Consider the following 22,772-nt stretch of genomic DNA (forward strand, 5'->3'; position numbering starts at 1 on the left):
CAGGGCTCTTACTTCGGTGCGAGGCGGATCGCGCCGTCCAGGCGGATCACTTCGCCGTTGAGCATGTCGTTTTCGAGGATGTGCTTGACCAGCTTGGCATAGTCCTGCGGGGTGCCCAGGCGGCTGGGGAAGGGCACGCCGGCGGCCAGTGCGTCCTGCACTTCCTGGGGCATGCCGAACAGCATGGGGGTACCGAAGATACCGGGGGCGATGGTCATGTTGCGGATGCCGTTGCGCGCCAGGTCGCGGGCGATGGGCAGGGTCATGCCGACCACGCCGCCCTTGGATGCGGCGTAGGCGGCCTGGCCGATCTGGCCATCGTACGCGGCGACGCTGGCGGTGGAGATCAGCACGCCGCGCTCGCCGGTGGCTTCGGGCTCGTTCTTGCTCATGGCTTCGGCGGCCAGGCGGATCATGTTGAAGCTGCCGATAAGGTTCACCGTGATGGTCTTGCTGAACACGGCCAGCGCGTGCGCGCCGTTCTTGCCCACGGTCTTTTCCGCGGGGGCGATGCCGGCGCAGTTCACCAGGCCGGCCAGCTTGCCCAGCGACACGGCCTTGGCCACCACGGCCTGGCCGTCGGCCTCGTTGCTCACGTCGCACTTCACGAAGGCGCCGCCGATGTCCTTGGCCACGGCTTCGCCCTTGTCGGCCTGCATGTCGGCAATGACCACGGTGCCGCCCTGGGCGGCCAGCATGCGCGCCGTGCCTTCGCCCAGACCCGATGCGCCGCCGGTCACGATGAATACCTTGCCCTTGATGTCCATGTGCTGTCTCCTGAAAAATAAGTGACGTTAACGTAAACGTCAATTATGGCCCAGCTCCCTGCAGGCGCAAAAAAGCCCGGGCGCTGCCGGGCTTGATGGGGTGCCGCCGGCCGGGGCCGGGGCAGGGTGGCGGGCTTACTGGAAGCCCACGCGGTCCAGCATCTGCTGCACCTTGGTCACGTTGGCGCCCACGGCGCTGATCGGGATGGTCTCGCTCTTGAACGGCGCGTTGCCCGTCATGGCCTTGAGGGCCGGGTTGTCGATGTTCAGGCCCTTGGCGGCAGGCCACTCGTTGTTGCCGTTGGCAAAGTAGTTCTGCGCTTCGGCGCTGGCCAGGTACTCGAGGAACTTGATGGCGTTGTCGCGGTTCTTGGCGTTCTTGGCCACGGCGCCGCCAGCGATGTTCAGGTGCGTGCCCCAGGATTGCTGGTTGGGGAACACCACGCCCACCTTGTTGACCACGGCCACGTCTTCGGGCTTGCCCGAGCGCATCATGCGCGCCAGGTAGTAGCTGTTGGTGACGGCGATATCGCATTCACCCGATGCCACGGCCTTGATCTGGTCGGTGTCGCCACCCTTGGGCGCACGGGCCAGGTTGCCCACCATGCCCTTGAGCCAGGCCTCGGCCTTCTGCTCGCCCATGTGCTCGGTCACGGCGCCGAACAGGCTCAGGTTGTAGGGGTGCGAGCCCGAGCGGATGCACAGCTTGCCCTTGTTCTTGGGGTCGCCCAGTTCCTCGTAGGTGTCCACGTCTTCCTTTTGCACCTTGACCTTGTTGTAGACGATCACGCGGGCGCGGGTGGACAGGCCGAACCAGGCAATGCCGCCATCGGCCGCAGGCATGCTGCGCAGATTGGCGGGGATGGCGTCGGTCAGCACTTTTGACTGGATGGGCTGGAACAGGCCATCGACCTCGCCCTTGTACAGGCGGGCTGCATCGACCAGCAGGATCACGTCGGCGGGGGAGGCGGTGCCCTCGGCCTTCAGGCGCGCGAGGATGCCGGCGTCGTCCGCGTCCACGCGGTTGATCTTGATGCCCGTGGCCTTGGTGAAGCCGGTGTACAGCGCTTCGTCCGTGGAGTAGTGGCGCGCCGAGTACAGGTTCACCACCTGCTCCTGGGCAGATACGGCGCCAGCGGCTGCGGCCAGTGCGCAGGCGGTCAGCAGGGCTTTCACGGTCTTCGACATGGAATGCATCTTTCGAGGTGTAACGACAGTGCAATGATAAAACAAACGCGAATTATTCTTAATAAAAACCAAGGGGCGAGGGATGGATTTGATGCCGTGCTCCACAGGCTTGGATCCATCCATGGCAAGCGAAATCGCAGGCCGCCTGCATGCTATCAAATGAGGAGCAAGTCGGGCAAAAAAAAGCCCGGGGTTACCGGGCTTTGAATTGGATCCAGGAAACGGGGGTTTCGAGAGGATCCAAGGAGACAACTGAGGGCCCCGAACTGTGTTCCGGGCCATGGGTTGAATTATCAGGGTAATCCCTGCGTTGCGCCTAGAGTCTGCACTCCAGACGCAGTGGATGGCTTAGCGCTTGCGGGGGGCAGCGGTCTTCGCGGCGTTGGCAGCGGTGCTGGCCACGGCGTTGAAGTTGGCTTCTGCCACGTCCGACGCTTGCTTGACGGCCTTTTGCACCGATTCAAACGCGTTGTTGGCAGCAGAGACGGCGCTCTTCATCACGGCCACGGCGGTTTCGGAACCGGCGGGGGCGTTCTTGGCAGCGCTGTCGACCAGGTTGGTGAAGCTCTTTTGAGCGTCAGCAGCTTGCGATTCGATAGCCTTGCCGAATTCGGCTGCGGTGCCCGACGAGATGTCGTACAGGTGACGGCTGTAGGCAGCGGTCTTTTCAGCCAGGGGCTGGAACAGGCCGGCTTGCAGGGCCAGCAGTTCTTGTGCGTCCTTCACGCCCAGGAAAGCCTGGGTGTGGGTGGAGGCTTCCGACAGGGCAGCGCGCGAAGCGGTCACGTTCAGTTCGACCAGCTTTTCGACGCCTTCGAAAGCCTTGGTGGTCAGACCAAACAGGGTTTCGATGTTGGCCTTGTGGGATGCCAGAATTTGTTCAGCGGTCAGCGACATGTCATATCTCCTAAAAATAAGGCCCGGGGGGCCGAGGTGGTTTACAGACAATCTGCGCTGTCGTTGACCTGGTGAGTCATGTTGCAGTGCAGCATGGGTTGAATTTTAGGGACTTGGTGGATGATTGCAAGTGCTTTTTGTTGCGCTGCAGCAATTTAGAGGTGACACCCCAACACCGCCGCCGTTGCCACAATGGCGTCATGCATGCCTATTACGCAGACCAGTTCGTGCTGCCGCTGCCCGAGGGCCACCGTTTTCCCATGGCCAAGTACCGCCTGCTGCGCGATGCGGTGGCCACCCACCTGCCCGGCGTGGCCCTGCAGGTGGCGCCGCCCGCGTCCGACAGCGAGCTGGCCCTGGCCCACGCGCCGGGCTATATCGACGCCATTGCCACCGGCACCTTGCCGGCGCCCGCGCAGCGCGAGATCGGCTTTCCCTGGAGCCCGGCCATGGCCGAGCGCGCGCGCCGCTCGGTAGGCGCGACCATCGCCGCCTGCCGGGGGGCCATGGCGGGTGGCGTGGGCGGGGGCATCGCGGGCAACCTGGCCGGCGGCACGCACCACGCCTATGCCGACAAGGGCAGCGGCTTTTGCGTCTTCAACGACATGGCCGTGGCCGCGCGGCTGATGCAGGACGAGCATGCGCGCGCCGCCTCGGCCATGGGCGCCAACCCGCTGCCGCTGCGCGTGGCCGTGATCGACCTCGATGTGCACCAGGGCAATGGCACGGCGCGCATCTTCCAGGGCGACGACTCGGTGTTCACCCTCTCGCTGCACGGCGCGCGCAACTTCCCGTTCCGCAAGGAAGCCGGCGACCTCGACGTGGAGCTGCCCGACGGCTGTGGCGACGACGACTACCTGCAGGCCCTGGAGCAGGCACTCGACACGCTGGACCAGCGCTTCGCTCCCGGCCTGGTGCTCTACCTGGCCGGGGCCGACCCGCATGTGGGCGACCGCCTGGGGCGCCTTCACATCAGCCATGACGGGCTGGAAGCGCGTGACCGGCGCGTGTTCGACTGGGCCTGGCAGCGCCGCGTGCCCGTGGCCTTTGCCATGGGCGGCGGTTACGGCACGGACATTGCCGACACCATCAAGGCCCAGCTCACCACCTGGCGCGTGGCGCAGCAGTACCAGCAGCGCTGGCAGAATTTCTTGCAACCCTCTGTTTGACCATGACCGATACCGCTTCTTCCGCAGCCACCGCGCGGCCAGCCCCGCAGCCGCGCAGCGCCTACCGCGCCTTCCGCTCCATCAGCACCCGCTGGGCCGACAACGATGTCTACGGCCACGTGAACAACGTCGTGTACTACAGCTGGTTCGACACGGCCGTGAACGCGCACCTGATCGAGCAGGGCGTGCTCGACATCCACGCCGGCACCACCATCGGCCTGGTGATTGAGACGCAGTGCAACTACTTCGCGCCGCTGGCCTTTCCGCAGACGGTGGAAGCGGGCATCCGCGTGGCGCGGCTGGGGGGATCGAGCGTGCGCTACGAGGTGGGGCTGTTCGCCGAGGGCGAGCCGCTGAGCGCTGCGGCCGGGCATTTCATCCATGTGTACGTGGACCGCGAAACGCGCCGCCCAGTGCCCGTGCCCGAGCCTCTGCGCAAAGTGTTGCAGGCGCTGTTGGCCACGGCCTGAACCAGCTTCCCCGGCAGGACGCCCGTCCATAGGCGCAAACCCCGGGGGGCAGGCGCTGCGGCGATCGGTGCGATGGCCTACACTTTGCGGCTTTGCTGCCCATTGAGCCGGCGGCGCGGACACCCTGGGTCCCTCTGCTGCGGCCCGTTCTCACAATGATCATCACCAGCCTGCTCGACACCGACCTGTACAAGTTCACGATGATGCAGGTGGTGCTGCACCAATTCCCCGGGGCGCAGGTCGAGTACCGTTTCAAGTGCCGCAACCCCGGTGTGCAGCTGGCGCCGTTCGCCAATGAGATCCGCGACGAGATCCGCTCGCTGTGCAGCCTGCATTTCCAGGACGCCGAGCTGGCCTACCTGCGCTCCATGCGCTTCATCAAGAGCGACTTCGTGGACTTTCTTGGGCTGTTCCGCCTGAACGAGAAGTACATCACCATCACGCCGCAGCACAACGGCGAGATCGAGATCACCATCCGCGGGCCCTGGCTGCACACCATCCTGTTCGAGATCCCGGTGCTGGCCATCGTCAACGAGGTCTACTTTCGCAATACGCAGAAGGTGCCGAATTTTCCCGAAGGCCGCCGCCGGCTGGACACCAAGATCGCCCAGCTGCAGGCCGATGGCCTGTCGGAGCTCAAGATCGCCGACTACGGCACGCGCCGGCGTTTCAGCCGCGCCTGGCACGAGGAAGTGCTGCGCGTGCTGTGCGCGCGCTTGGGCACGGGCGACCGCCGGCCTGGTGCGCCAGTTGGCCCCGGACAGTTCGCCGGCACCAGCAATGTGCTGTACGCCATGAAATTGGGCGTGACGCCGCTGGGCACCATGGCGCACGAATATCTGCAGGCCTGCCAGGCGCTGGGGCCGCGCCTGCGCGACAGCCAGGTCTTCGGCTTCGAGATGTGGGCCAAGGAGTACCGGGGCGACCTGGGGATCGCCCTGTCCGACGTGTACGGCATGAGCGCCTTCCTGCGCGACTTCGACCTGTATTTCTGCAAGCTGTTCGATGGCGCACGCCACGACAGCGGCGATCCATTCGCCTGGGGCGAGCGCCTCCTGGACCACTATCGCAAGAACCGCGTGGACCCGCTGACCAAGACGCTGATCTTCAGCGACGCGCTCACCGTGCCGCGCACCATCGAGCTGTACCAGCAGTTCCGTGGCCGCTGCCAGTTGGCCTTCGGCATCGGCACCAACCTGACCAACGACCTGGGCAGCCCGCCAGAGCACGAGCCGCTGCAGGTGGTGATCAAGATGACGCAGTGCAACGGCCAGCCCGTTGCCAAGCTGTCGGACACACCGGGCAAGGGCATGTGCGACGACGAGAAGTACCTGGCCTACCTGCGCCAGGTATTCGACATTCCCGCCGGCGCCTGATCGCTTCGCGCCAGCGGCGCACCCCGTTTTTTGATTGATGGAGTTACGCGTATGAAGATTTCACGCTGGCTGGCCCTTGCGGGCCTTGCCGCGCTGCCGGGCATGGCCATGGCGGCTGACATCGATGGTAGCGCCTTGTCCGTGCTGTGGGGTGTGCCGTTTGCAGGCCTGCTGCTGTCCATCGCTCTCATGCCTTTGCTGGCGCCCAGTTTCTGGCACCACCACTTCGGCAAGGTGGCCGCCGCGTGGGGCCTGGCCTTTCTGGCACCGTTCGCGGTGACTTTCGGTGCCCCGGCCGCAGGCATCAGCCTGGTGCATGCGCTGGTTGCCGAGTACATCCCGTTCGTGATCCTGCTCACGGCGCTGTACACGGTGTCCGGCGGCATCTACATCCGTGGCAACCTGCATGGCAGCCCGGGGCTGAACACGGCCATCCTGGCGATCGGCGCGGTGCTGGCCAGCTTCATGGGCACCACGGGTGCGTCGATGCTGCTGATCCGCCCGCTGATCCGCGCCAACGACAACCGCAAGCATGTGGCGCATGTGGTGGTGTTCTTCATCTTCATCGTTTCCAACGCGGGGGGCTCGCTCACTCCGCTGGGGGACCCGCCGCTGTTCCTGGGCTTCCTCAAGGGCGTGGATTTCTTCTGGACAGTGCGCCAGATTTTTCCTGAAACCCTGTTCCTCGTGGGCGCGCTGCTGGCCATCTTCTATGCGCTTGATTCCTGGTTCTACCACCGGCGCGAAGAGCTGCTGCCGGCCGACCCGACACCCGACAGCCGGGCCATCGGTTTCGACGGCAAGGTCAACTTTGCCTTGCTGGGTGTGGTGGTGGGCCTGGTGCTGGTCAGCGGATTCTGGAAGTCGCCCTTGTCCTGGACCATAGCCGGCGCCGAGGTCGGCCTGCCCGGGCTGGTGCGCGATGTCGGCCTGATCGTTGTGGCGCTGGTATCGTTCAAGCTCACCCCCGCACAGGTGCATGCGGACAACCAGTTCGGCTGGGGCCCGATGCAGGAGGTGGCCAAGCTGTTCGCGGGCATCTTCCTGACCATCATCCCCGTGATCGCCATGCTCAAGGCTGGCGTCAACGGCCCGTTCGGCGCCGTCGTCTCGGCTGTCACGCGGCCCGACGGTTCGCCCGACCCGGCCATGTACTTCTGGGCCACCGGCGCGCTCAGCTCCTTCCTCGACAACGCGCCCACCTACCTGGTGTTCTTCAACACCGCCGGCGGCGACCCGGCCGTGCTCATGACCACGCTGGCCCCCACGCTGGCCGCCATCTCGGCGGGCGCGGTGTTCATGGGCGCCAACACCTACATCGGCAATGCACCCAACATGATGGTCAAGGCGATTGCCGAAGACCGCGGCGTGCAGATGCCCAGCTTCTTCGGCTACATGCTGTGGTCGGGCGGCATCCTGGTGCCGCTGTTCGTCGTGATGACCCTTATTTGGTTTCGCTGATCTGGAGATCGAACTTTCATGAGCAAGCCCCGCATCCTGGTCGCCCGCGCGATCTTCCCCGACATCGTCGAGCGCCTGCGCCAGCACTTCGAGGTGCAGGACAACCCCGAGGATGCGATCTGGACCCCGGCCGAACTGGCCGAGCGCCTGGCCGACAAGGACGGCGCCTTCACCACTGGCAGCCAGCGCATCGACGCAGGGCTGCTGGCGGCCACGCCGCGCCTGCGCATCGTGGCCAACATGGCCGTGGGCTACAACAACTTCGACGTGGAGGCCATGGCCGCCGCAGGCGTGCAGGGCACCAACACGCCCGACGTGCTGACCGAGACCACGGCCGATTTCGGCTTTGCGCTCTTGATGGCCACCGCGCGCCGCATGACCGAGAGCGAGCACTACCTGCGCGCCGGGCAGTGGACCAAGTGGAGCTACGACATGTTCTCGGGCTCGGATATCCATGGCAGCACGCTCGGCATCATCGGCATGGGGCGCATCGGCCAGGGCATCGCGCGCCGCGGTGCCCACGGCTTCGGCATGAACGTGATCTACCACAACCGCTCGCGCCTGTCAGCCGAGCTCGAGGCCGAATGCAAGGCCCGTTACGTGGGCAAGGAGGAGCTGCTGCGCACGGCCGACCATGTGGTGCTGGTGGTGCCCTACACCCCGGCATCGCACCACACCATCGGCGCGGCCGAGCTGGCGCTGATGAAGCCCACGGCCACGCTGATCAACATTGCGCGCGGCGGCATCGTGGACGACGCGGCCCTTGCCGTGGCGCTGCGCGAGCGGCGCATCGCGGCGGCGGGGCTCGACGTCTTCGAGGGTGAGCCCAGCGTGCACCCCGACCTGCTCACCGTGCCCAACGTGGTGCTCACCCCGCACATCGCCAGCGCCACCGTGCCCACGCGCCGCGCCATGGCCAATCTGGCGGCGGACAACCTGATCGCCTTCTTCGAAGCCGGAGCACCGCTGACCCCTGTCAACACCCCTGTGCCACGCGCACGCTGATCCGTTTTTGCATACACAATAGCCGCCTGCCATCGTGCACCGCATCGGTGCGCAATCTCCTAGCCAGGCTTCTTTTTTGACTACCGACACCCTCATCCTGCTGGCCGCGCTGGCCCTTGTCCTGTTGCTGCTGGTGCTCGTGCTGCTGCGCCGCACGCGCGTCGATCTGCCGCCCGAGCTGGCGGCCCGCCTGCAGGCGCTGGAGCAGACGGCCCAGGCCACGCAACTGGCCGTGGCCCGCAACGACGGGGCCATGGAAGCCCTGGCCCAGCAGATGCGTGGCTTTACGCAGACTACCCAGGCTACGCTAGAGACCGTGCGCCACGCCGTGGACGAGCGCCTGGCCCAGGCCGTGACCGAGTCGCGCAATGGCCGGGCCGAACTGCTGGCCGCGTTCGGCGTTTTCGAGGGACAACTGGCCAAGCGCTTCGACGGGCTGCAGCAGTCCGTGGCGGGCCGGCTGGAGGAAAGCAGCAAGGCACTGCTGGCCAACCTGGCGCAGGGCCAGGCCGATTCGGCCGTGGCGCGCAAGGAGCTGTCGGACACGCTCACCGGTTTTCGCACCGAGCTCACCACCACCACGGCCGGGCTGGCGGCCGAAAGCGTCAAGTCGCGCGAGGCCATGGCCGAGAGCGGGGTGCTGTTCGAAAAGCGCATCCAGGAGCGCTTCGAGGCGCTGACCCTGGCCACGCGCACCACGCTCGACTCGCTCAAGGGCGACATCCAGAGCCAGCTCGGGACCATGTCCGGCGCGCTCAAGGACCAGCTCGAAGCCAATGGCAACCAGATCCGCCACCAGTTCTCGGTGCTGCAGGACGCCGTCTCGCAGCAGCTCACCGGCATGCTGCAAGGCAGCCAGACCAATGCCGAGCAGCTGCGCAATGCGCTCAACGAGCGCCTGGCTGCCATCCAGGCCGACAACTCCACCAAGCTCGAAGAGATGCGCCGCACGGTGGACGAAAAACTGCACGCCACGCTGGAGCAGCGCCTGGGCGAGTCCTTCAAGCTGGTGAGCGACCGCCTGGAGCAGGTGCACAAGGGCCTGGGCGAGATGCAGACCCTGGCCGGCAGCGTGGGGGACTTGAAGCGCGTGATGACCAACGTGAAGTCGCGCGGCACCTGGGGCGAAATGCAGCTCGGCGCCATCATCGAGAACGTGCTCACGCCCGACCAGTTCGCGCGCAACGTGAAGACCGTGCCGGGAAGCGACGACCTGGTGGAGTTCGCCATCCGCCTGCCGGGCAAGAGCGACGAGCACCCCGTGTGGCTGCCCATCGACTCCAAGTACCCGGTGGAGCAATACCAGCGCCTTATGGATGCACAGGACGCAGCGGACAAGGGGCTCATCGCCTCGGCCGGCAACGCCTTCGAGACCTCGATCAAGCTTGAGGCGAAGAAGATCTTTGCCAAGTATGTCTCGCCCCCGCACACCACCGATTTCGCCGTGCTCTACCTGCCGACCGAGGGCCTGTTCGCCGAGGTGATCCGCCGCCCCGGTCTGGTGGAAGCGCTGCAGAACGACTGCCGCGTGATGATCACCGGCCCCGCCAACCTGGCGGCCATGCTCAACAGCCTGCAGATGGGCTTCAAGACCCTGGCCATCGAAAAGCGCTCGTCCGAGGTCTGGAGCCTGCTGGGCATGGTCAAGACCGAGTTTGCCAAGTTCGGCGACGTGGTCGAGGCCACCAAGAAATCCATCGACTCGGCCGCCAAGCGCTTTGAAGAAGTCGGCGTGCGCACCCGCGCCATCCAGAAGCGCCTGCGTGACGTGCAGGACCTGCCCGCACCCGATGTGGCAGGCGTCCCCGTGCTGCGGCCCCCGATGTCGGCGGCTGACGCGCAGGACGAGCTGCTGTGAACGCGGCGCTGGCCCGCCTGATCGCCGGCCAGATCTGCGTGCACGCCTGCATGGCGGGCATGCGCCTGGCCGCCCCTCTGCTGGCCCTGCGCGAAGGCTACAGCGCCGCCGCCGTGGGGGTGCTGCTGGCCTTGTTCGCGCTCACCCAGGTGTTCCTGGCGCTGCCGGCCGGGCGCTATGCCGACCGCCATGGCCTCAAGCGCCCGGTGGGCTATTCCGTGGCCGTGGCCACCGCAGGCGCTGCGGCTGCGCTGGTGTTCCCGGTGTTCCCCGTGCTGTGCCTGGCGGCGCTGGCCACCGGGGGCGCCACGGGCGCGGCCACCATTGCGCTGCAGCGCCATGTGGGGCGCGCCGCGCACGATGCCACGGCGCTCAAGCAGGTGTTCAGCTGGCTGGCCATCGGGCCGGCGGTGTCCAACTTCATCGGGCCGTTCTGCGCCGGGCTCATGATCGACCATGCCGGCGTCATCGCCGGCGACACCCAGGGCTACCGTGCGGCGTTCGCGCTCATGGCGCTGCTGCCGCTGGCCACCTGGTTCTGGGTGCGCGACACCGTGGAGCTGCCGCCGGTGATCGCCGCAGCCGGCGGCCCGCCCCAGCGCGCCTGGGACCTGATGAACGAGGTGCCGTTCCGGCGCCTGCTCATCGTCAACTGGATCCTCTCCTCGTGCTGGGATGTGCACACCTTCGTGGTGCCGTTGATCGGGCATGAGAGGGGGCTGTCGGCATCGGTCATTGGCTCCATCCTTGGGGCGTTTGCGATTGCCGCGGCCGTCATCCGCGTGCTGATGCCCCTGGTGGCCGAGCACCTGCGCGAGCGCGTGGTGGTGGCCGCGGCCATGGTCGCCACGGCGGCGCTGTTTGCGGTGTACCCGGTGATGCCCACCGCGCTCACCATGGGCCTGTGCTCGGTGCTGCTGGGCTTTGCGCTGGGTTCGGTGCAGCCCATGGTGATGAGCCTGCTGCACCAGATCACGCCCTCCCACCGCCATGGCGAGGCGCTGGGCTTGCGCCTCATGGCCATCAACGCATCGAGCGTGCTCATGCCCATGCTGTTCGGCACCGCCGGTGCCGTGATCGGTGTGGGCGGGGTGTTTTGGGTGGTAGGCGCCGCCGTGGGGGCCGGTGCGCGCCTGGCCTGGAACATGGGCAAGCCGCAGGCGGCGCACTGATGGCGGCCCTTTTGTAAAAAAACGCCTGTGCTGCTGAAATCGGAGTAGATTTCGGTAGCGTCTGCTCACATCGTTTGCAAAAAGCTGCATGGCCGGCCCGACTTTGGGGTGCCGGCCTGGTGGCCTTGCGGCTGTCTCGGGGCAAGACGCCCAACCCGCATGAGGAGACTTCCCATGGGTGTTTTTCGTCTCGCCCGCTGTGGCGTGGGGCCGCTGGCCCTCTCATCCCTGCTGTGGCTGGCGCCCGTGGTGGCGGCGCAGGCCGATGCGCTGATCGACCAGGCGGCGGCCCTGGTGCAGCGCGGTGCTGCCCGCGAGGCCTTTGACCTGCTCGATGCGCAGGAGGCGGCCCGCGCGGGCGACCCCGCCTTCGATGCCGCGATGGGCAGCGCCGCCCATGCCGCAGGCCAGTACAGCCGCGCCGTGATGGCATGGGAGCGCGTGGTGGCCGCACAGCCGGACAACATGGCCGCGCAGGTGGCACTGGCCCGTGCCCTGTATGCCGTGGGGGACCAGCGCGGCGCGCTGGCCCTGTCCGAACTTGCCCGGGCACAGGGCATCCCGGTGGATGCCGCACTCAGCATCGACCAGTTCCTGGTCTCCTACGACCGGGCCGCAAGCGATGGCGGCTCCAGCCTCAAGGGCTATGCTGAGCTGGCGCTGGGACATGACTCCAATGTGAATGCCGGGCCGGCATCGATGCTGCTCCCATCCCCGGTGCCGGGCACGCCGGCGTGGACGCTGGCGCCCTCGGCCCTGGCGCGGTCGACCGATTTCCTGGCGGCGCTGGTGGCGGTGCGCGGGCGCTACGTGATGGACGCACGCTGGTCCCTGGTCGGCGCTGCGGCGGGTACGCCACGCCGCAACGAGGGCGGCGCCGGCGCATTCGATTCCGACCAGTTCGATGCCAGCGCCGGTGTGTCCTGGCGCTCGGAGCGACACGAATTGATCGTGCAGGGGCAGGGCGCCTACTATGCGCTGGATGGCAAGCGGCTGCGCAGCATCGGCGGGGTGCTGGGCGAGTGGATCTACCGGCTCGATGGCTTTCGCCAGTGGGGTAGCTTTGTGCAGTCGGCGCGCCTGCACTACCCCACGCAGCCGCTGCGCGACGTGCAGCGCACGGTGCTGGGTACCACCTACGCCCATGTGTTCCGCGAAGGCAGCGTGGCCTATGCGGGCGTACATGGCGGGCGCGAGGAGCCCGACGCGGCCGGTGTGGACTACCTCGGCCACCGCCTGGTGGGCGTGCGTGCGGGCGGGCAACTGGCGCTGGCCCGCAACTGGGCGCTGTTCGCCAACCTGGACTGGGAGCGGCGTCGCTATGGCGCGGCCGACCCGTTCTTCGCCGTGGTGCGGCGCGACCGGCAGGTGAATGCCTCGCTGGGAGTGTCATGGGTTCCTGCCACGGCCTGGCGCATCACGCCGCAGTGGACCGGCACGCACAACGACTCCACGCTGCCAGTCTCCGAATACCGGCGGCGCATCTGGTCCGTCACCGTTAGGCGCGAGTTTTGAACACAGAAGAGGTGCAGCCATGAAAACCGAACCTCGCCTGTCCCGTATCGCCCTGCTCATGGCCATGGTGGCCGCCTGGCCGGCATCGGGCCTGGCTGCGGCTGGCCTGGTGCAATTTGCCACCGGCGAGGTCAGCCTGCGCCGGGGCGATGCCACCAGCGGCGTGGCCAAGGGCGCCGAAGTGGACGCGGGCGATGTGCTCCTCACCGGCAGTGCGGGGCGGGCCCAGATCCGCTTCACAGACGGTGGCCTGGTGGCGCTGTACCCGGATTCGCAGTTCACCGTGACCCGGTATTCCGACAGTGGCGACGTGGCGCAGGACGGCTTTGCGGTGACCTTGCTGCGCGGCGGCATGCGTGCGATCACGGGCCTGATCGGCAAGCGCAACCCGGGCAGTTACAAGGTCATCACGCCCACGGCCGTGGTGGGTATCCGGGGCTCGGCCTTCCTGGTGGGCTTCAATGCGCAGGGCCAGCTCACGGTGGCTGGCGAACAGGACGAAATAGAGGTTTGTACCGAGGCGGGCTGTGTCGGCGTGAAGGCCGGCGAGGCGGTGCTGGTGCTGTCCAGCCAGAAGCTGCCGGTGTACACGAACACGCGCGCACTGCTGCCCTTGCCCGCGCTACCCCTGCCGCAGATGGCGGGCGATCAGTTGGGCGGCGATGGCCACCGCACCAGCGTGTTCGTCATTCCACCGCCTCCTCCTCCTCCTCCCCCACCGCCGGTGCATGTGCCGCCTCCGCCGCCTGTGGTGGATCCGGTGTTGCCTTTGCCACCACCTCCGCCGCCACTGCCACCGCCAGCCCCTGTTCCGCTGCCACTACCGCCGCCACCTCCCCCGCCACCGGGGCCGGTTCAGCCGCCGATACCTGCACCGGGTCCTGCGCCGGTACCGGTGCCGCCACCGGAGGTCGTACCTGCGCCGCCACCGCCCAGTACCGGCACGGGCACCACTCCAGGCGCCACGACGACACCGCCCGCCACAACGCCACCCCGACCCGTGCCGCCGCCGCCAACGTTCACGCCCATCTTCGTGCTGCCGCCAGGGGTGGTCTTGCTGCCTCCGTCACCGCCCCCGATACGCTGATTCCGTTCCAGCAGGGCATGCGCAGTGGCGCCCACCACTTGACGGCCCCAAGGGCTGCCGCTGCCGTCCCCGGCCGCGCCGGGGCGCGAAGCGTTCAGATCTTGTAGAACGACTTGATCAGGTCCCAGGCTTCCTGGGGGTCGTCGGTGTAGTGAAAGAGCTTCAGGTCCTGCTCCGAGATCGTGCCTTCTTCCACCAGCACGTCGAAGTTGACCAGCCGCTTCCAGTAGTCGGTGCCAAAGAGCACGATGGGCACGGGCTTGGCCTTGCCGGTCTGCACCAGGGTCAGCACCTCGAACAGTTCGTCCAGCGTGCCGAAGCCGCCAGGGAAGGCCACCAGCGCCTTGGCACGCATCATGAAATGCATCTTGCGCAGTGCGAAGTAGTGGAACTTGTAGCACAGCGAGGGCGAGATGAAGCGGTTGCCGCTCTGCTCGTGGGGCAGGGCGATGTTCAGGCCCACGTTGAGCGCGCCCACATCATGGGCGCCGCGGTTGGCGGCTTCCATGATGCCGGGGCCGCCGCCGGTGCACACGTAGATGCGGTCGGCCGGCGCATTGCGTTCGCTGTGCTCGGCCACCAGGCGGGCGAACTGGCGCGCCAGATCGTAGTAGCGCGCATTGCGCACGGCCTGCCGGGCCTTGGCAATGGCGGCCTCGTCGCCGCCGGCCTCGGCAGCGGTCAGCTGTTCGGCCGCCTCGTCGGGGGCGACGAAGCGGGCGCTGCCATAGACCACCACCGTGCTCTCGATGCCCTGCGCGGCCTGGCCCAGGTCGGGCTTGAGCATCTCCAGCTGGAAGCGGATGCCGCGCGTCTCGCGGCGGAACAAAAATTCGGGGTCGGCAAACGCCAGGCGGTAGGCATCGGCATGCAGCGGGTTGCCTTGGGAGGCATGGGTCTGCAGTTCGGCCCAGGCATCGGCCAGGCGGCTCTCGTTGAGTTGGGTATTGGCGTCCATGGGGCCATTGTGCCGAGATTCTGTGGCACTTTCTGGCGCAAGGGTGCTCTTTTTGTGAGCAACCGCCTCATACGGTTTTGCATTTAATCGGATAACTAGACGGGGAGCCGCAGACAGTGCTGTAGCACGGCAAGGCGAACCAACGACGTTATACGTTTGAAGGCAAATCCGTATCAGGCACGCTGTGCGAGAAACCAGGTGGCGCTCTGGATGCCCAAGACAGTCAGCACCAGCGAACCCACCACGTGCATCCCGGCCGTGCCCAGTGCCAGAAGATAGCGCTGCTGCATCAGCATGGTCACCACTTCGGCCGAGAAGCTCGAGAAGGTGGTGAGCCCTCCGAGGAAGCCGGTGACCAAGGCCAGGCGCCATGCAGGATCGAGCTGCGGCAAGGCCTGGAACACCGCCACGGCCACGCCGATGAGGTAGCCGCCCACCAGGTTGGCGGCCAGCGTGCCCCAGGGCAGAAGGGAGGTGCCTGTGGTGAGCCACAGGCCCAGACGCCAGCGGGCCAGTGCGCCCAGGCTGGCTCCAATGCAGATGGCAAGAATGGGCAGCATGGCGCCAATGTACCAGCGGCAGCGGCACGTCTGTGCCGCTGCTGCTGCGCGTCGCTCAGCGCGTCGTCGCCATCTGCTGCGGCAGCCAGGTGACGATGCCCGGGAAGATGTAGATCAGCGCCACGGCGCCGCACATGAGCAGGAACATCGGCATGGCCGTCTTGGCGATCCAGGGCAACTGGCGATTGGTCATGCCCTGCAGCACGAACAGGTTGAAGCCCACCGGCGGCGTGATCTGCGCCATCTCCACCACCAGCACGATGAAGATGCCGAACCAGATGGGGTCGATGCCAGCCGCCTGTACCGTGGGCATGAGCACGCCCATGGTCAGCACCACCATCGAGATGCCGTCCAGGAAGCAGCCCAGGATGATGAAGAACACGGCCAGCGCAGCGATCAGCTGGGCCTTGTTCAGCCCCAGCGACGCGATCCATTCGGCCAGGTGCCGGGGCAGCCCGATGTAGCCCATGGACAGCGTCAGGAAGGCGGCGCCCGCCAGGATCAGTGCGATCATGCAGTACAGCCGCGTGGCCCCCATGAGCGAATCCCTGAAGGTGCTCCAACTCATGGAGCCCTGTACCGTGGAGAGCACCAGCGAGCCGACCACGCCCACGGCTGCGGCTTCGGTGGCAGTGGCAAAACCGGTGTAGATGGACCCCAACACCGCCACGATCAGCAACACCACCGGAATCAGGCTGCGCGACTCCGAGAGTTTCTCCATGAACGTCATCTTTTTGTCCGCAGCGGGAACCTGGTCGGGATTGCGCAGCGCCCACACCATGATGTAGCCCGAGAACAGGGCCGCCAGCAGAATGCCCGGGAATACCCCCGCGATGAACAGCTGCGAGATCGAGACCTCGGCCGATACGCCGTAGACGATCATGATGATCGATGGCGGGATCAGCAACCCCAGGGTACTGGCGCCCGCCAGCGTGCCTACGACCATCTTTTCCGGGTAGCCCCGTCGCGTGAGCTCGGGCAGCGTCATCTTGCCGATGGTGGCGCAGGTGGCGGCGCTGGAGCCAGAGACGGCCGCGAAGATGGTGCAGCCCACCACGTTGGTGTGCAGTAGTCGCCCGGGCAGCGACTGGACCCAGGGTGCAAGGCCCTTGAACATGTCTTGCGACAGCCGGGTGCGGAACAGGATTTCGCCCATCCAGATGAACAGGGGCAGGGCCGTCAGCGTCCAGCTGGAGGCTGAGCCCCAGATCGTCACTGCCATGGCATCGCCCGCAGGGCGCGCGGCAAACAACTGCATGCCGATCCAGGCCACGCCGGACAGCGTGAGCCCGATCCAGACACCGCTGCCCAGGATCAGGAACAGCGAAAGAACCAACAGGCCGGTAATGGCGATATCACTCATGGGGGCGGCCTTGTGTCATTCGTTTCGCAGGGCTTCGCCAGGCGATGCCTGGCTGCGCCTGTCCAGGATCTCGAGCACCAGCTCGTCGATGAAGGCGATGGCCAGGATCACGGTGCCCAGGGCCATGGCAATCTGGGGGATCCACAGTGGCGTGGCATCGTTGCTGGTGGAGATGTCGTGGAACTCGTGTGACTGCCAGGCCAGCTTGCAGCTGTACGCGGCAAACAGCAGCGCCAGCAGGCAGGCGATGGCCAGCGCCCAGATCTCGAAGGCCTTCTTGGCCTTGCCCTTGAGCGCGTTGAGCAGCAAGGTCACGCGGATGTGCTCGCCCCGCTTGAGCGTGTGAGCCAGTGCCAGAAAGCCCGAAGCGGCCATGAGGTAGCCGGCATAGGCATCGGCCCCGGGAACGTGGAAATGCAGCTGGCGGCTGACGATGGACAGCAGCACCATTCCAAGCAATCCAACCATGAAAAGCGCCGCCAGGGCGGCGGCGCTGTCGTACACGAAATCAAGCAGTCGGCGCATGTTGGCGTCGTGCTTACTTGCGGTACGCGTCGATCAGGGCCTTGCCGTCAGGCCCGGCCTTTTCCAGCCACTCCTTGAGCATGGTGTCGCCCACCTTGGACATGTCGGACTTGAGCTGCGCAGCCGGGGGCAGCACTTCCATGCCGCTGGCCTTGAGTTTGGCCAGGGTGTCCGTGTTGACCTTGGCGCTGGCGGCCCAGCCGCGCGTCTCGGCATCGGCCCCAGCCTTGCGCAGGGCATCCTGGGTAGGCTTGTCCAGCGCGTCGAAGGCCTTCTTGTTCACCAGCACGGCGTTCTTGGGCAACCAGGCCTGGGTGTCGTAGTAGTACTTGAGGTGTTCGTAGAGCTTGCTGTCCACGCCGGTGGCACCGGAGGTCATGGTCGATTCGACCACACCGGTTGCCAGTGCCTGCGAGAACTCTGCGGCCTGCACGGTGACTGGCTGTGCGCCCACCAGTTCGGCGATGCGCGCGGTGGCCGGGCTGTAGGCGCGCCACTTGATGGCCTTCAGGTCGGCAGCGCTGGCCAGGGGCTTTTTCGTGTAGATGCCCTGGGGTGGCCATGCCACGGCGTACAGCAGCGTCATGCCCTGCTCGGCCAGCTTCTTTTCCAGGAAGGGCTTTTGCGCGGCGTACAGCTTCTTGGATTCGTCGTAGCTGTCGGCCAGGAAGGGCAGGCCATCGACGCCGAAGAGCTGCCATTCGTTCTGGAAATTGGCCAGCAGGATCTCGCCCATTTGCGCCTGGCCGCCTTGCACGGCGCGTTTGATTTCAGGCGCCTTGAACAGGGCTGCGTTGGCGTGCACGGTGATCTTGAGCTTGCCGCCCGTGGCCTTGTCCACATCGGTGGCCAGCTGCATCATGTTCTCTGTGTGGAAGTTGGTGGCCGGGTAGGCGGCGGCCAGGTCCCACTTGGTCTGGGCGAAAGCCGCAGGAACAGACAGAGCACAGGCCAAGGCCAGCGCGGTGAGGGGAAGGAATCGACGCTTCATTGATAGCTCCGCAAGGTAGGAAACGGGGGTATGCCACTGTATAGGAAGCACTTCGTTACGACATAGGTGTTTTGCCTGAACGTTGACAAAATGCCAACAAATCATTGGTGACTTGCCTACAATCAGCCCATGCACATCCCGTGCCAGATTCGACTTTTGCGAAAGCATCCTCCATGAAACCTGCGGCCCGCCCCAAGGGCGATTCCGGCCCCATCGTGTCGTCCGCGCACCTGGTATCGGCGCAGAGCGCCGAGATGAGCGAGTTCGAGTTTGGCCTCATCGTCGCGGGCAATGCCTTTCACCGCTGGGTGGTGCACTGCATGTCGGCGGCGGGGCTCAAGGACCTCACACCGCTGGACGTGGTGGTACTGCACCACGTGACCCATCGGGCGCGTGACAAGCGCCTGGCCGACATCTGCTTCATCATGAACGTGGAAGACACGCACCTGGTGAACTACGCTTTGAAAAAGCTGCAGAACCTGGGTGTGGTGGCCTCCCAGAAGAACGGCAAGGAGGTGACCTATGCGGCCACCGACGTAGGCCGGGCCTACGTGCAGCGGTACCGCGAGATCCGCGAGCGCTGCCTCATTGATGCGCTGCACGCCGACGATGCCCTGAACCGCGACATCGGCGAACTGGCACGCCTGCTGCGTGTGCTCTCGGGCATGTACGACCAGGCGGCGCGTTCGGCGGCTTCCCTGTGATGGGCGGCGGCACCGTCCCCTGGCTTCCTCCTTTTTACCTACCGATTTCATGACGATGGCATCCTCTGCTCCCACCCACCCTGCGCGCTGGCAATTCTGGATCGACCGGGGAGGCACCTTCACCGACGTGGTCGGCAAGCGCCCCGATGGCACGCTGGTCACGCACAAGCTGCTGTCCGAGAACCCCGAGCAGTACAAGGACGCGGCCGTGGCCGGCATCCGCCACCTGCTGGGTCTGAAAGCGGGGGAGCCTGTGACGCCGCAGGTGGTGGAGTGCGTGAAGATGGGCACCACGGTGGCCACCAATGCGCTGCTCGAGCGCAAGGGCGAGCCCACGCTGCTGATCACCACCAAGGGCTTTCGCGATGCGCTGCGCATCGCCTACCAGAACCGCCCGCGCCTGTTCGATCGCCACATCGTGCTGCCCGAGCTCTTGTACACCCGCGTGATCGAGGCGCAGGAGCGCATGGGTGCGCATGGCGAGGTGATCGAGGCGCTCGACGAGGCGCACTTGAAGGAACGCCTGTGGGCCGCCTACGACGCCGGCCTGCGCAGCGCGGCCGTGGTCTTCATGCATGGCTACCGCTACACCTCGCACGAAGAAGCCGCCGCCCGATTGGCGCGCGAAGCCGGCTTCACGCAGGTGAGCGCATCGCACGCCACCAGCCCCATGATGAAGCTCGTGAGCCGCGGCGACACCACGGTGGTCGATGCCTACCTCTCGCCCATCCTTCGCCGCTATGTGGAGCAGGTGGCCAGCGAGATGCCGGGCGTGCCGCTGTTCTTCATGCAGTCGTCCGGCGGCCTGACCGACGCGCATGCCTTCCAGGGCAAGGACGCCATTCTCTCGGGCCCGGCTGGCGGCATCGTCGGCATGGCACGCACGGCCGGCCTGGCCGGGCACCAGCGCGTGATCGGCTTCGACATGGGCGGCACGTCCACCGATGTGAGTCACTACGCGGGCGAGTTCGAGCGCGAGTTCGAGACCCAGGTGGCCGGCGTGCGCATGCGCGCCCCGATGATGAGCATCCACACCGTGGCGGCTGGCGGCGGCTCCATCCTCGGCTTCGATGGTGCACGCTTTCGCGTGGGCCCCGAGAGTGCGGGCGCCAACCCCGGCCCGGCCAGCTACCGCCGCGGCGGCCCGCTGGCGGTGACCGATGCCAATGTGATGGTCGGCAAGATCCAGCCCGCGCACTTTCCGCGCGTGTTCGGGCATGGGGCCAACGAGGCGCTCGATGGCGATGCCGTGGCGCAGAAATTCGCCGAGCTGTCGCAGCAGACCGGACGTGCCGGCGAGGACGTGGCCCACGGTTTCATCCAGATCGCCGTGCAGCAGATGGCCAATGCGATCAAGAAGATCTCGGTGGCGCGCGGCTACGACGTGACGCGCTACACCCTGCAGTGCTTTGGCGGCGCAGGCGGCCAGCATGCCTGCCTGGTGGCCGATGCCCTGGGCATGACGCGCGTGTTCGTGCACCCGCTGGCGGGCGTGCTCAGTGCCTATGGCATGGGGCTGGCCGACCAGAACGTGATCCGCGAGCAGGCGGTGGAATGCAAGCTGGCGCCCGAGGCACTGGCGGGCATCGAGTCCACGCTGGAGCGCCTGGCCACGGCCGCGCGCTCCGAACTGGAGCAGCAGGCGGGCGACGGCACTGCCACGGTGCACCGGCGCGTGCACGTGCGCTATGAGGGCAGCGACTCTGCTTTGATTGTTCCATTTGGCAGCGTCGAGGCCATCACGGCCAGCTTCGAGGCCGCCTACCGCCAGCGCTTTGCTTTCCTGATGCAAGGCAAAGGCCTGGTGGTGGAGGCCGTGTCGGTCGAGGCCGTGGTGCCGGGCGATGCGCCCGTGGAGCCGCGCCACGCGCTGCAGCCCGCGCGCGAGGTGCCGCGCCGCAGCACGGTACGCATGTACACCGGCGGCATCGACGGCGTGGCCGCCTGGCATGACGCGGCCCTGGTGGTGCGCGAGGACCTGCGCCCGGGCGACGTGATCCCCGGCCCGGCCATCATTGCCGAGAAGAACGCCACCACGATCGTCGAACCCGGCTGGGAGGCACAGCTGACCCACCTGGACCATCTGCTGCTGGAGCGCCGCGTGGCGCGTGCCGTGCAGCACGCCGTGGGCACCACGGTGGACCCGGTGCTGCTCGAAGTGTTCAACAACCTGTTCATGAACATCGCAGAGCAGATGGGCCTGCAGCTGCAGAACACCGCCTACTCGGTGAACATCAAGGAGCGCCTGGACTTCAGCTGCGCGCTGTTCGACACTGCGGGCAACCTGATCGCCAATGCGCCGCACATGCCCGTGCACCTTGGGTCCATGGGCGAGAGCATCAAGACCGTGATCCGCGACAACGCGGGCCGCATGCAGCCGGGTGACGTGTACGTGCTCAACGACCCCTACCACGGCGGCACGCACCTGCCCGACATCACGGTGATCACGCCGGTCTACATCGGCGAAGAAGCCGAACCCACCTTCTACGTGGGCAGCCGCGGCCACCATGCGGACGTGGGCGGCATCACGCCGGGCTCCATGCCCCCGTTCTCCACGCGCATCGAGGAAGAGGGCGTGCAGATCAACAACGTGAAGCTGGTCGAGCGCGGCGTGCTGCGCGAGGCGGAGATGATCGCGCTGCTCGAGAGCGGCGAGTACCCCTCGCGCAACCCGCAGCAGAACATGGCCGACCTGCGCGCGCAGATCGCCGCCAACGAAAAGGGCCAGCAGGAGCTGCGCCGCATGGTGGGCGAGTTCGGCCTGGATGTCGTGCAGGCCTACATGCTCCATGTGCAGGACAACGCCGAGGAATCGGTGCGCCGCGTGATCACGCGCCTGAAGGACGGGCATTTCACGCTGCCGCTGGACAATGGCTCGCAAATCACCGTGGCCGTGCGCGTGGATGCCAAGAACCGCAGCGCCGAGATCGACTTCACGGGCACCAGCGCGCAGCAGACGCATAACTTCAATGCGCCCACGGCAGTGTGCATGGCGGCCGTGCTCTACGTGTTCCGCACCCTGGTGCAGGACGACATTCCGCTCAACGCGGGCTGTCTCAAGCCGCTCAAGGTCATCATCCCGCCGGGCTCCATGCTCAACCCGAACCCGCCGGCCTCGGTGGTCGCGGGCAACGTGGAGACCTCCACCTGCATCACCAACGCCCTCTATGGCGCGCTGGGCCTGATGGCGGCGGGGCAGTGCACCATGAACAACTTCACCTTCGGCAGCGAGCGCTACCAGTATTACGAGACCATCTCGGGCGGCAGTGGTGCCGGCGGCGTGTGGGATGCCTCAGGTGCGCTGGTGGACGGCTTTGCGGGCACGAGCGTGGTGCAGTGCCACATGACCAACTCGCGCCTGACGGACCCCGAGGTGCTGGAGTTCCGCTTCCCCGTGCGCCTGGAAGGCTACGAGATCCGCAAGGGCTCGGGCGGCGCGGGGCGCTGGGCGGGCGGTGACGGCGGTGTGCGCCGCGTGCGCTTCCTGGAGCCCATGACGGCCAGCATCCTCTCCAATGGCCGCCACCATGGCGCCTTCGGCATGGCCGGCGGTTCACCGGGGGCCGTGGGCGTCAACAAGGTGGTGCGGGCCAATGGCAAGGTGGAAGCCCTGGACCACATCGGCCAGGCGCAGATGCAGCCGGGCGATATCTTCGAGATCCACACGCCAGGGGGCGGCGGCTTCGGAACACCCGGTTGACGTTTC

The 22,772-nt window shown here is 66.6% G+C and carries 19 protein-coding genes; 11 read left to right on the forward strand and 8 right to left on the reverse strand.

The features are described from left to right. Positions 1–8 precede the first annotated feature (8 nt). From QYL93_RS12215 to QYL93_RS12225, 3 genes are all read right to left on the reverse strand, one after another. Positions 9–767 carry a 3-hydroxyacyl-CoA dehydrogenase gene (locus tag QYL93_RS12215; protein WP_007857914.1) on the reverse strand — a complete coding sequence of 253 codons (759 nt, stop codon included), beginning with the start codon at positions 765–767 and terminating at the stop codon, positions 9–11. Between the two features lie 135 nt (positions 768–902). Beyond that, the gene (locus tag QYL93_RS12220; RefSeq protein WP_305743882.1) at positions 903–1,955 is read right to left on the reverse strand and encodes an extracellular solute-binding protein; all 1,053 of its coding nucleotides are present in this window, start codon (positions 1,953–1,955) and stop codon (positions 903–905) included. A gap of 348 nt (positions 1,956–2,303) precedes the next feature. Further along, on the reverse strand, positions 2,304–2,852 hold the full coding sequence (locus tag QYL93_RS12225) for a phasin family protein (RefSeq protein ID WP_057205851.1): 549 nt from the start codon (positions 2,850–2,852) through the stop codon (positions 2,304–2,306). 200 nt (positions 2,853–3,052) lie between these two features. Between QYL93_RS12225 and QYL93_RS12230 the strand changes: the two genes are divergently transcribed. The 9 genes from QYL93_RS12230 (at position 3,053) to QYL93_RS12270 (ending at position 13,965) form a co-directional block, all read left to right on the forward strand. Continuing rightward, positions 3,053–4,021: a histone deacetylase gene (locus tag QYL93_RS12230; protein WP_305743883.1), complete on the forward strand. Its 969-nt coding sequence runs from the start codon at positions 3,053–3,055 to the stop codon at positions 4,019–4,021. Between the two features lie 2 nt (positions 4,022–4,023). Further along, entirely contained in the window at positions 4,024–4,491 is a 468-nt protein-coding gene (locus QYL93_RS12235; protein WP_305743884.1) for a thioesterase family protein, read from the forward strand. Positions 4,492–4,646: 155 nt separating this feature from the next. Continuing rightward, positions 4,647–5,867 carry a nicotinate phosphoribosyltransferase gene (gene pncB / locus QYL93_RS12240; protein WP_305743885.1) on the forward strand — a complete coding sequence of 407 codons (1,221 nt, stop codon included), beginning with the start codon at positions 4,647–4,649 and terminating at the stop codon, positions 5,865–5,867. Between the two features lie 51 nt (positions 5,868–5,918). Further along, positions 5,919–7,328: a sodium:proton antiporter gene (locus QYL93_RS12245; protein ID WP_305743886.1), complete on the forward strand. Its 1,410-nt coding sequence runs from the start codon at positions 5,919–5,921 to the stop codon at positions 7,326–7,328. 18 nt (positions 7,329–7,346) lie between these two features. Beyond that, positions 7,347–8,333 (forward strand): D-glycerate dehydrogenase, encoded by a 987-nt coding sequence (locus tag QYL93_RS12250; RefSeq protein ID WP_305743887.1) that lies wholly within the window; start codon positions 7,347–7,349, stop codon positions 8,331–8,333. A 76-nt stretch (positions 8,334–8,409) separates the two neighbouring features. After that, positions 8,410–10,191: a DNA recombination protein RmuC gene (rmuC, locus tag QYL93_RS12255; protein ID WP_305743888.1), complete on the forward strand. Its 1,782-nt coding sequence runs from the start codon at positions 8,410–8,412 to the stop codon at positions 10,189–10,191. Beyond that, positions 10,188–11,363, forward strand: a complete 1,176-nt coding sequence (locus tag QYL93_RS12260) for an MFS transporter (RefSeq protein ID WP_305743889.1) — start codon at positions 10,188–10,190, stop codon at positions 11,361–11,363. The genes rmuC and QYL93_RS12260 overlap by 4 nt, the downstream gene beginning before the upstream one ends. A gap of 174 nt (positions 11,364–11,537) precedes the next feature. Further along, complete coding sequence (locus QYL93_RS12265) at positions 11,538–12,878, forward strand: hypothetical protein (protein ID WP_305743890.1); 1,341 nt, start codon at positions 11,538–11,540, stop codon at positions 12,876–12,878. A 19-nt stretch (positions 12,879–12,897) separates the two neighbouring features. After that, complete coding sequence (locus QYL93_RS12270; protein WP_305743891.1) at positions 12,898–13,965, forward strand: FecR family protein; 1,068 nt, start codon at positions 12,898–12,900, stop codon at positions 13,963–13,965. Between the two features lie 94 nt (positions 13,966–14,059). Here the strand turns inward: QYL93_RS12270 and QYL93_RS12275 are convergent, their stop codons facing one another. From QYL93_RS12275 to QYL93_RS12295, 5 genes are all read right to left on the reverse strand, one after another. Then, a complete protein-coding gene (locus tag QYL93_RS12275) occupies positions 14,060–14,923 on the reverse strand; it encodes a TIGR00730 family Rossman fold protein (protein ID WP_305743892.1) in 864 nt (287 codons plus the stop codon). Between the two features lie 173 nt (positions 14,924–15,096). Continuing rightward, positions 15,097–15,483: a fluoride efflux transporter CrcB gene (crcB, locus tag QYL93_RS12280; RefSeq protein WP_305743893.1), complete on the reverse strand. Its 387-nt coding sequence runs from the start codon at positions 15,481–15,483 to the stop codon at positions 15,097–15,099. A 55-nt stretch (positions 15,484–15,538) separates the two neighbouring features. Continuing rightward, positions 15,539–16,846: a TRAP transporter large permease gene (locus QYL93_RS12285; protein WP_057269529.1), complete on the reverse strand. Its 1,308-nt coding sequence runs from the start codon at positions 16,844–16,846 to the stop codon at positions 15,539–15,541. A gap of 15 nt (positions 16,847–16,861) precedes the next feature. Further along, positions 16,862–17,371, reverse strand: coding sequence for a TRAP transporter small permease (locus tag QYL93_RS12290; RefSeq protein ID WP_305743894.1), 510 nt, complete (start codon positions 17,369–17,371; stop codon positions 16,862–16,864). Between the two features lie 13 nt (positions 17,372–17,384). Then, positions 17,385–18,362: a TRAP transporter substrate-binding protein gene (locus QYL93_RS12295; protein ID WP_305743895.1), complete on the reverse strand. Its 978-nt coding sequence runs from the start codon at positions 18,360–18,362 to the stop codon at positions 17,385–17,387. A 173-nt stretch (positions 18,363–18,535) separates the two neighbouring features. On the opposite strand from QYL93_RS12295, the gene QYL93_RS12300 reads away from it, so the two are divergent. Then, positions 18,536–19,066, forward strand: coding sequence for a winged helix DNA-binding protein (locus tag QYL93_RS12300; RefSeq protein WP_305743896.1), 531 nt, complete (start codon positions 18,536–18,538; stop codon positions 19,064–19,066). Between the two features lie 55 nt (positions 19,067–19,121). Continuing rightward, a complete protein-coding gene (locus QYL93_RS12305) occupies positions 19,122–22,766 on the forward strand; it encodes a hydantoinase B/oxoprolinase family protein (protein ID WP_305744059.1) in 3,645 nt (1,214 codons plus the stop codon). Positions 22,767–22,772 lie beyond the last annotated feature (6 nt).

Source organism: Acidovorax sp. A1169, from assembly GCF_030704685.1.
In the GTDB taxonomy this organism is placed as follows: domain Bacteria; phylum Pseudomonadota; class Gammaproteobacteria; order Burkholderiales; family Burkholderiaceae_C; genus Acidovorax.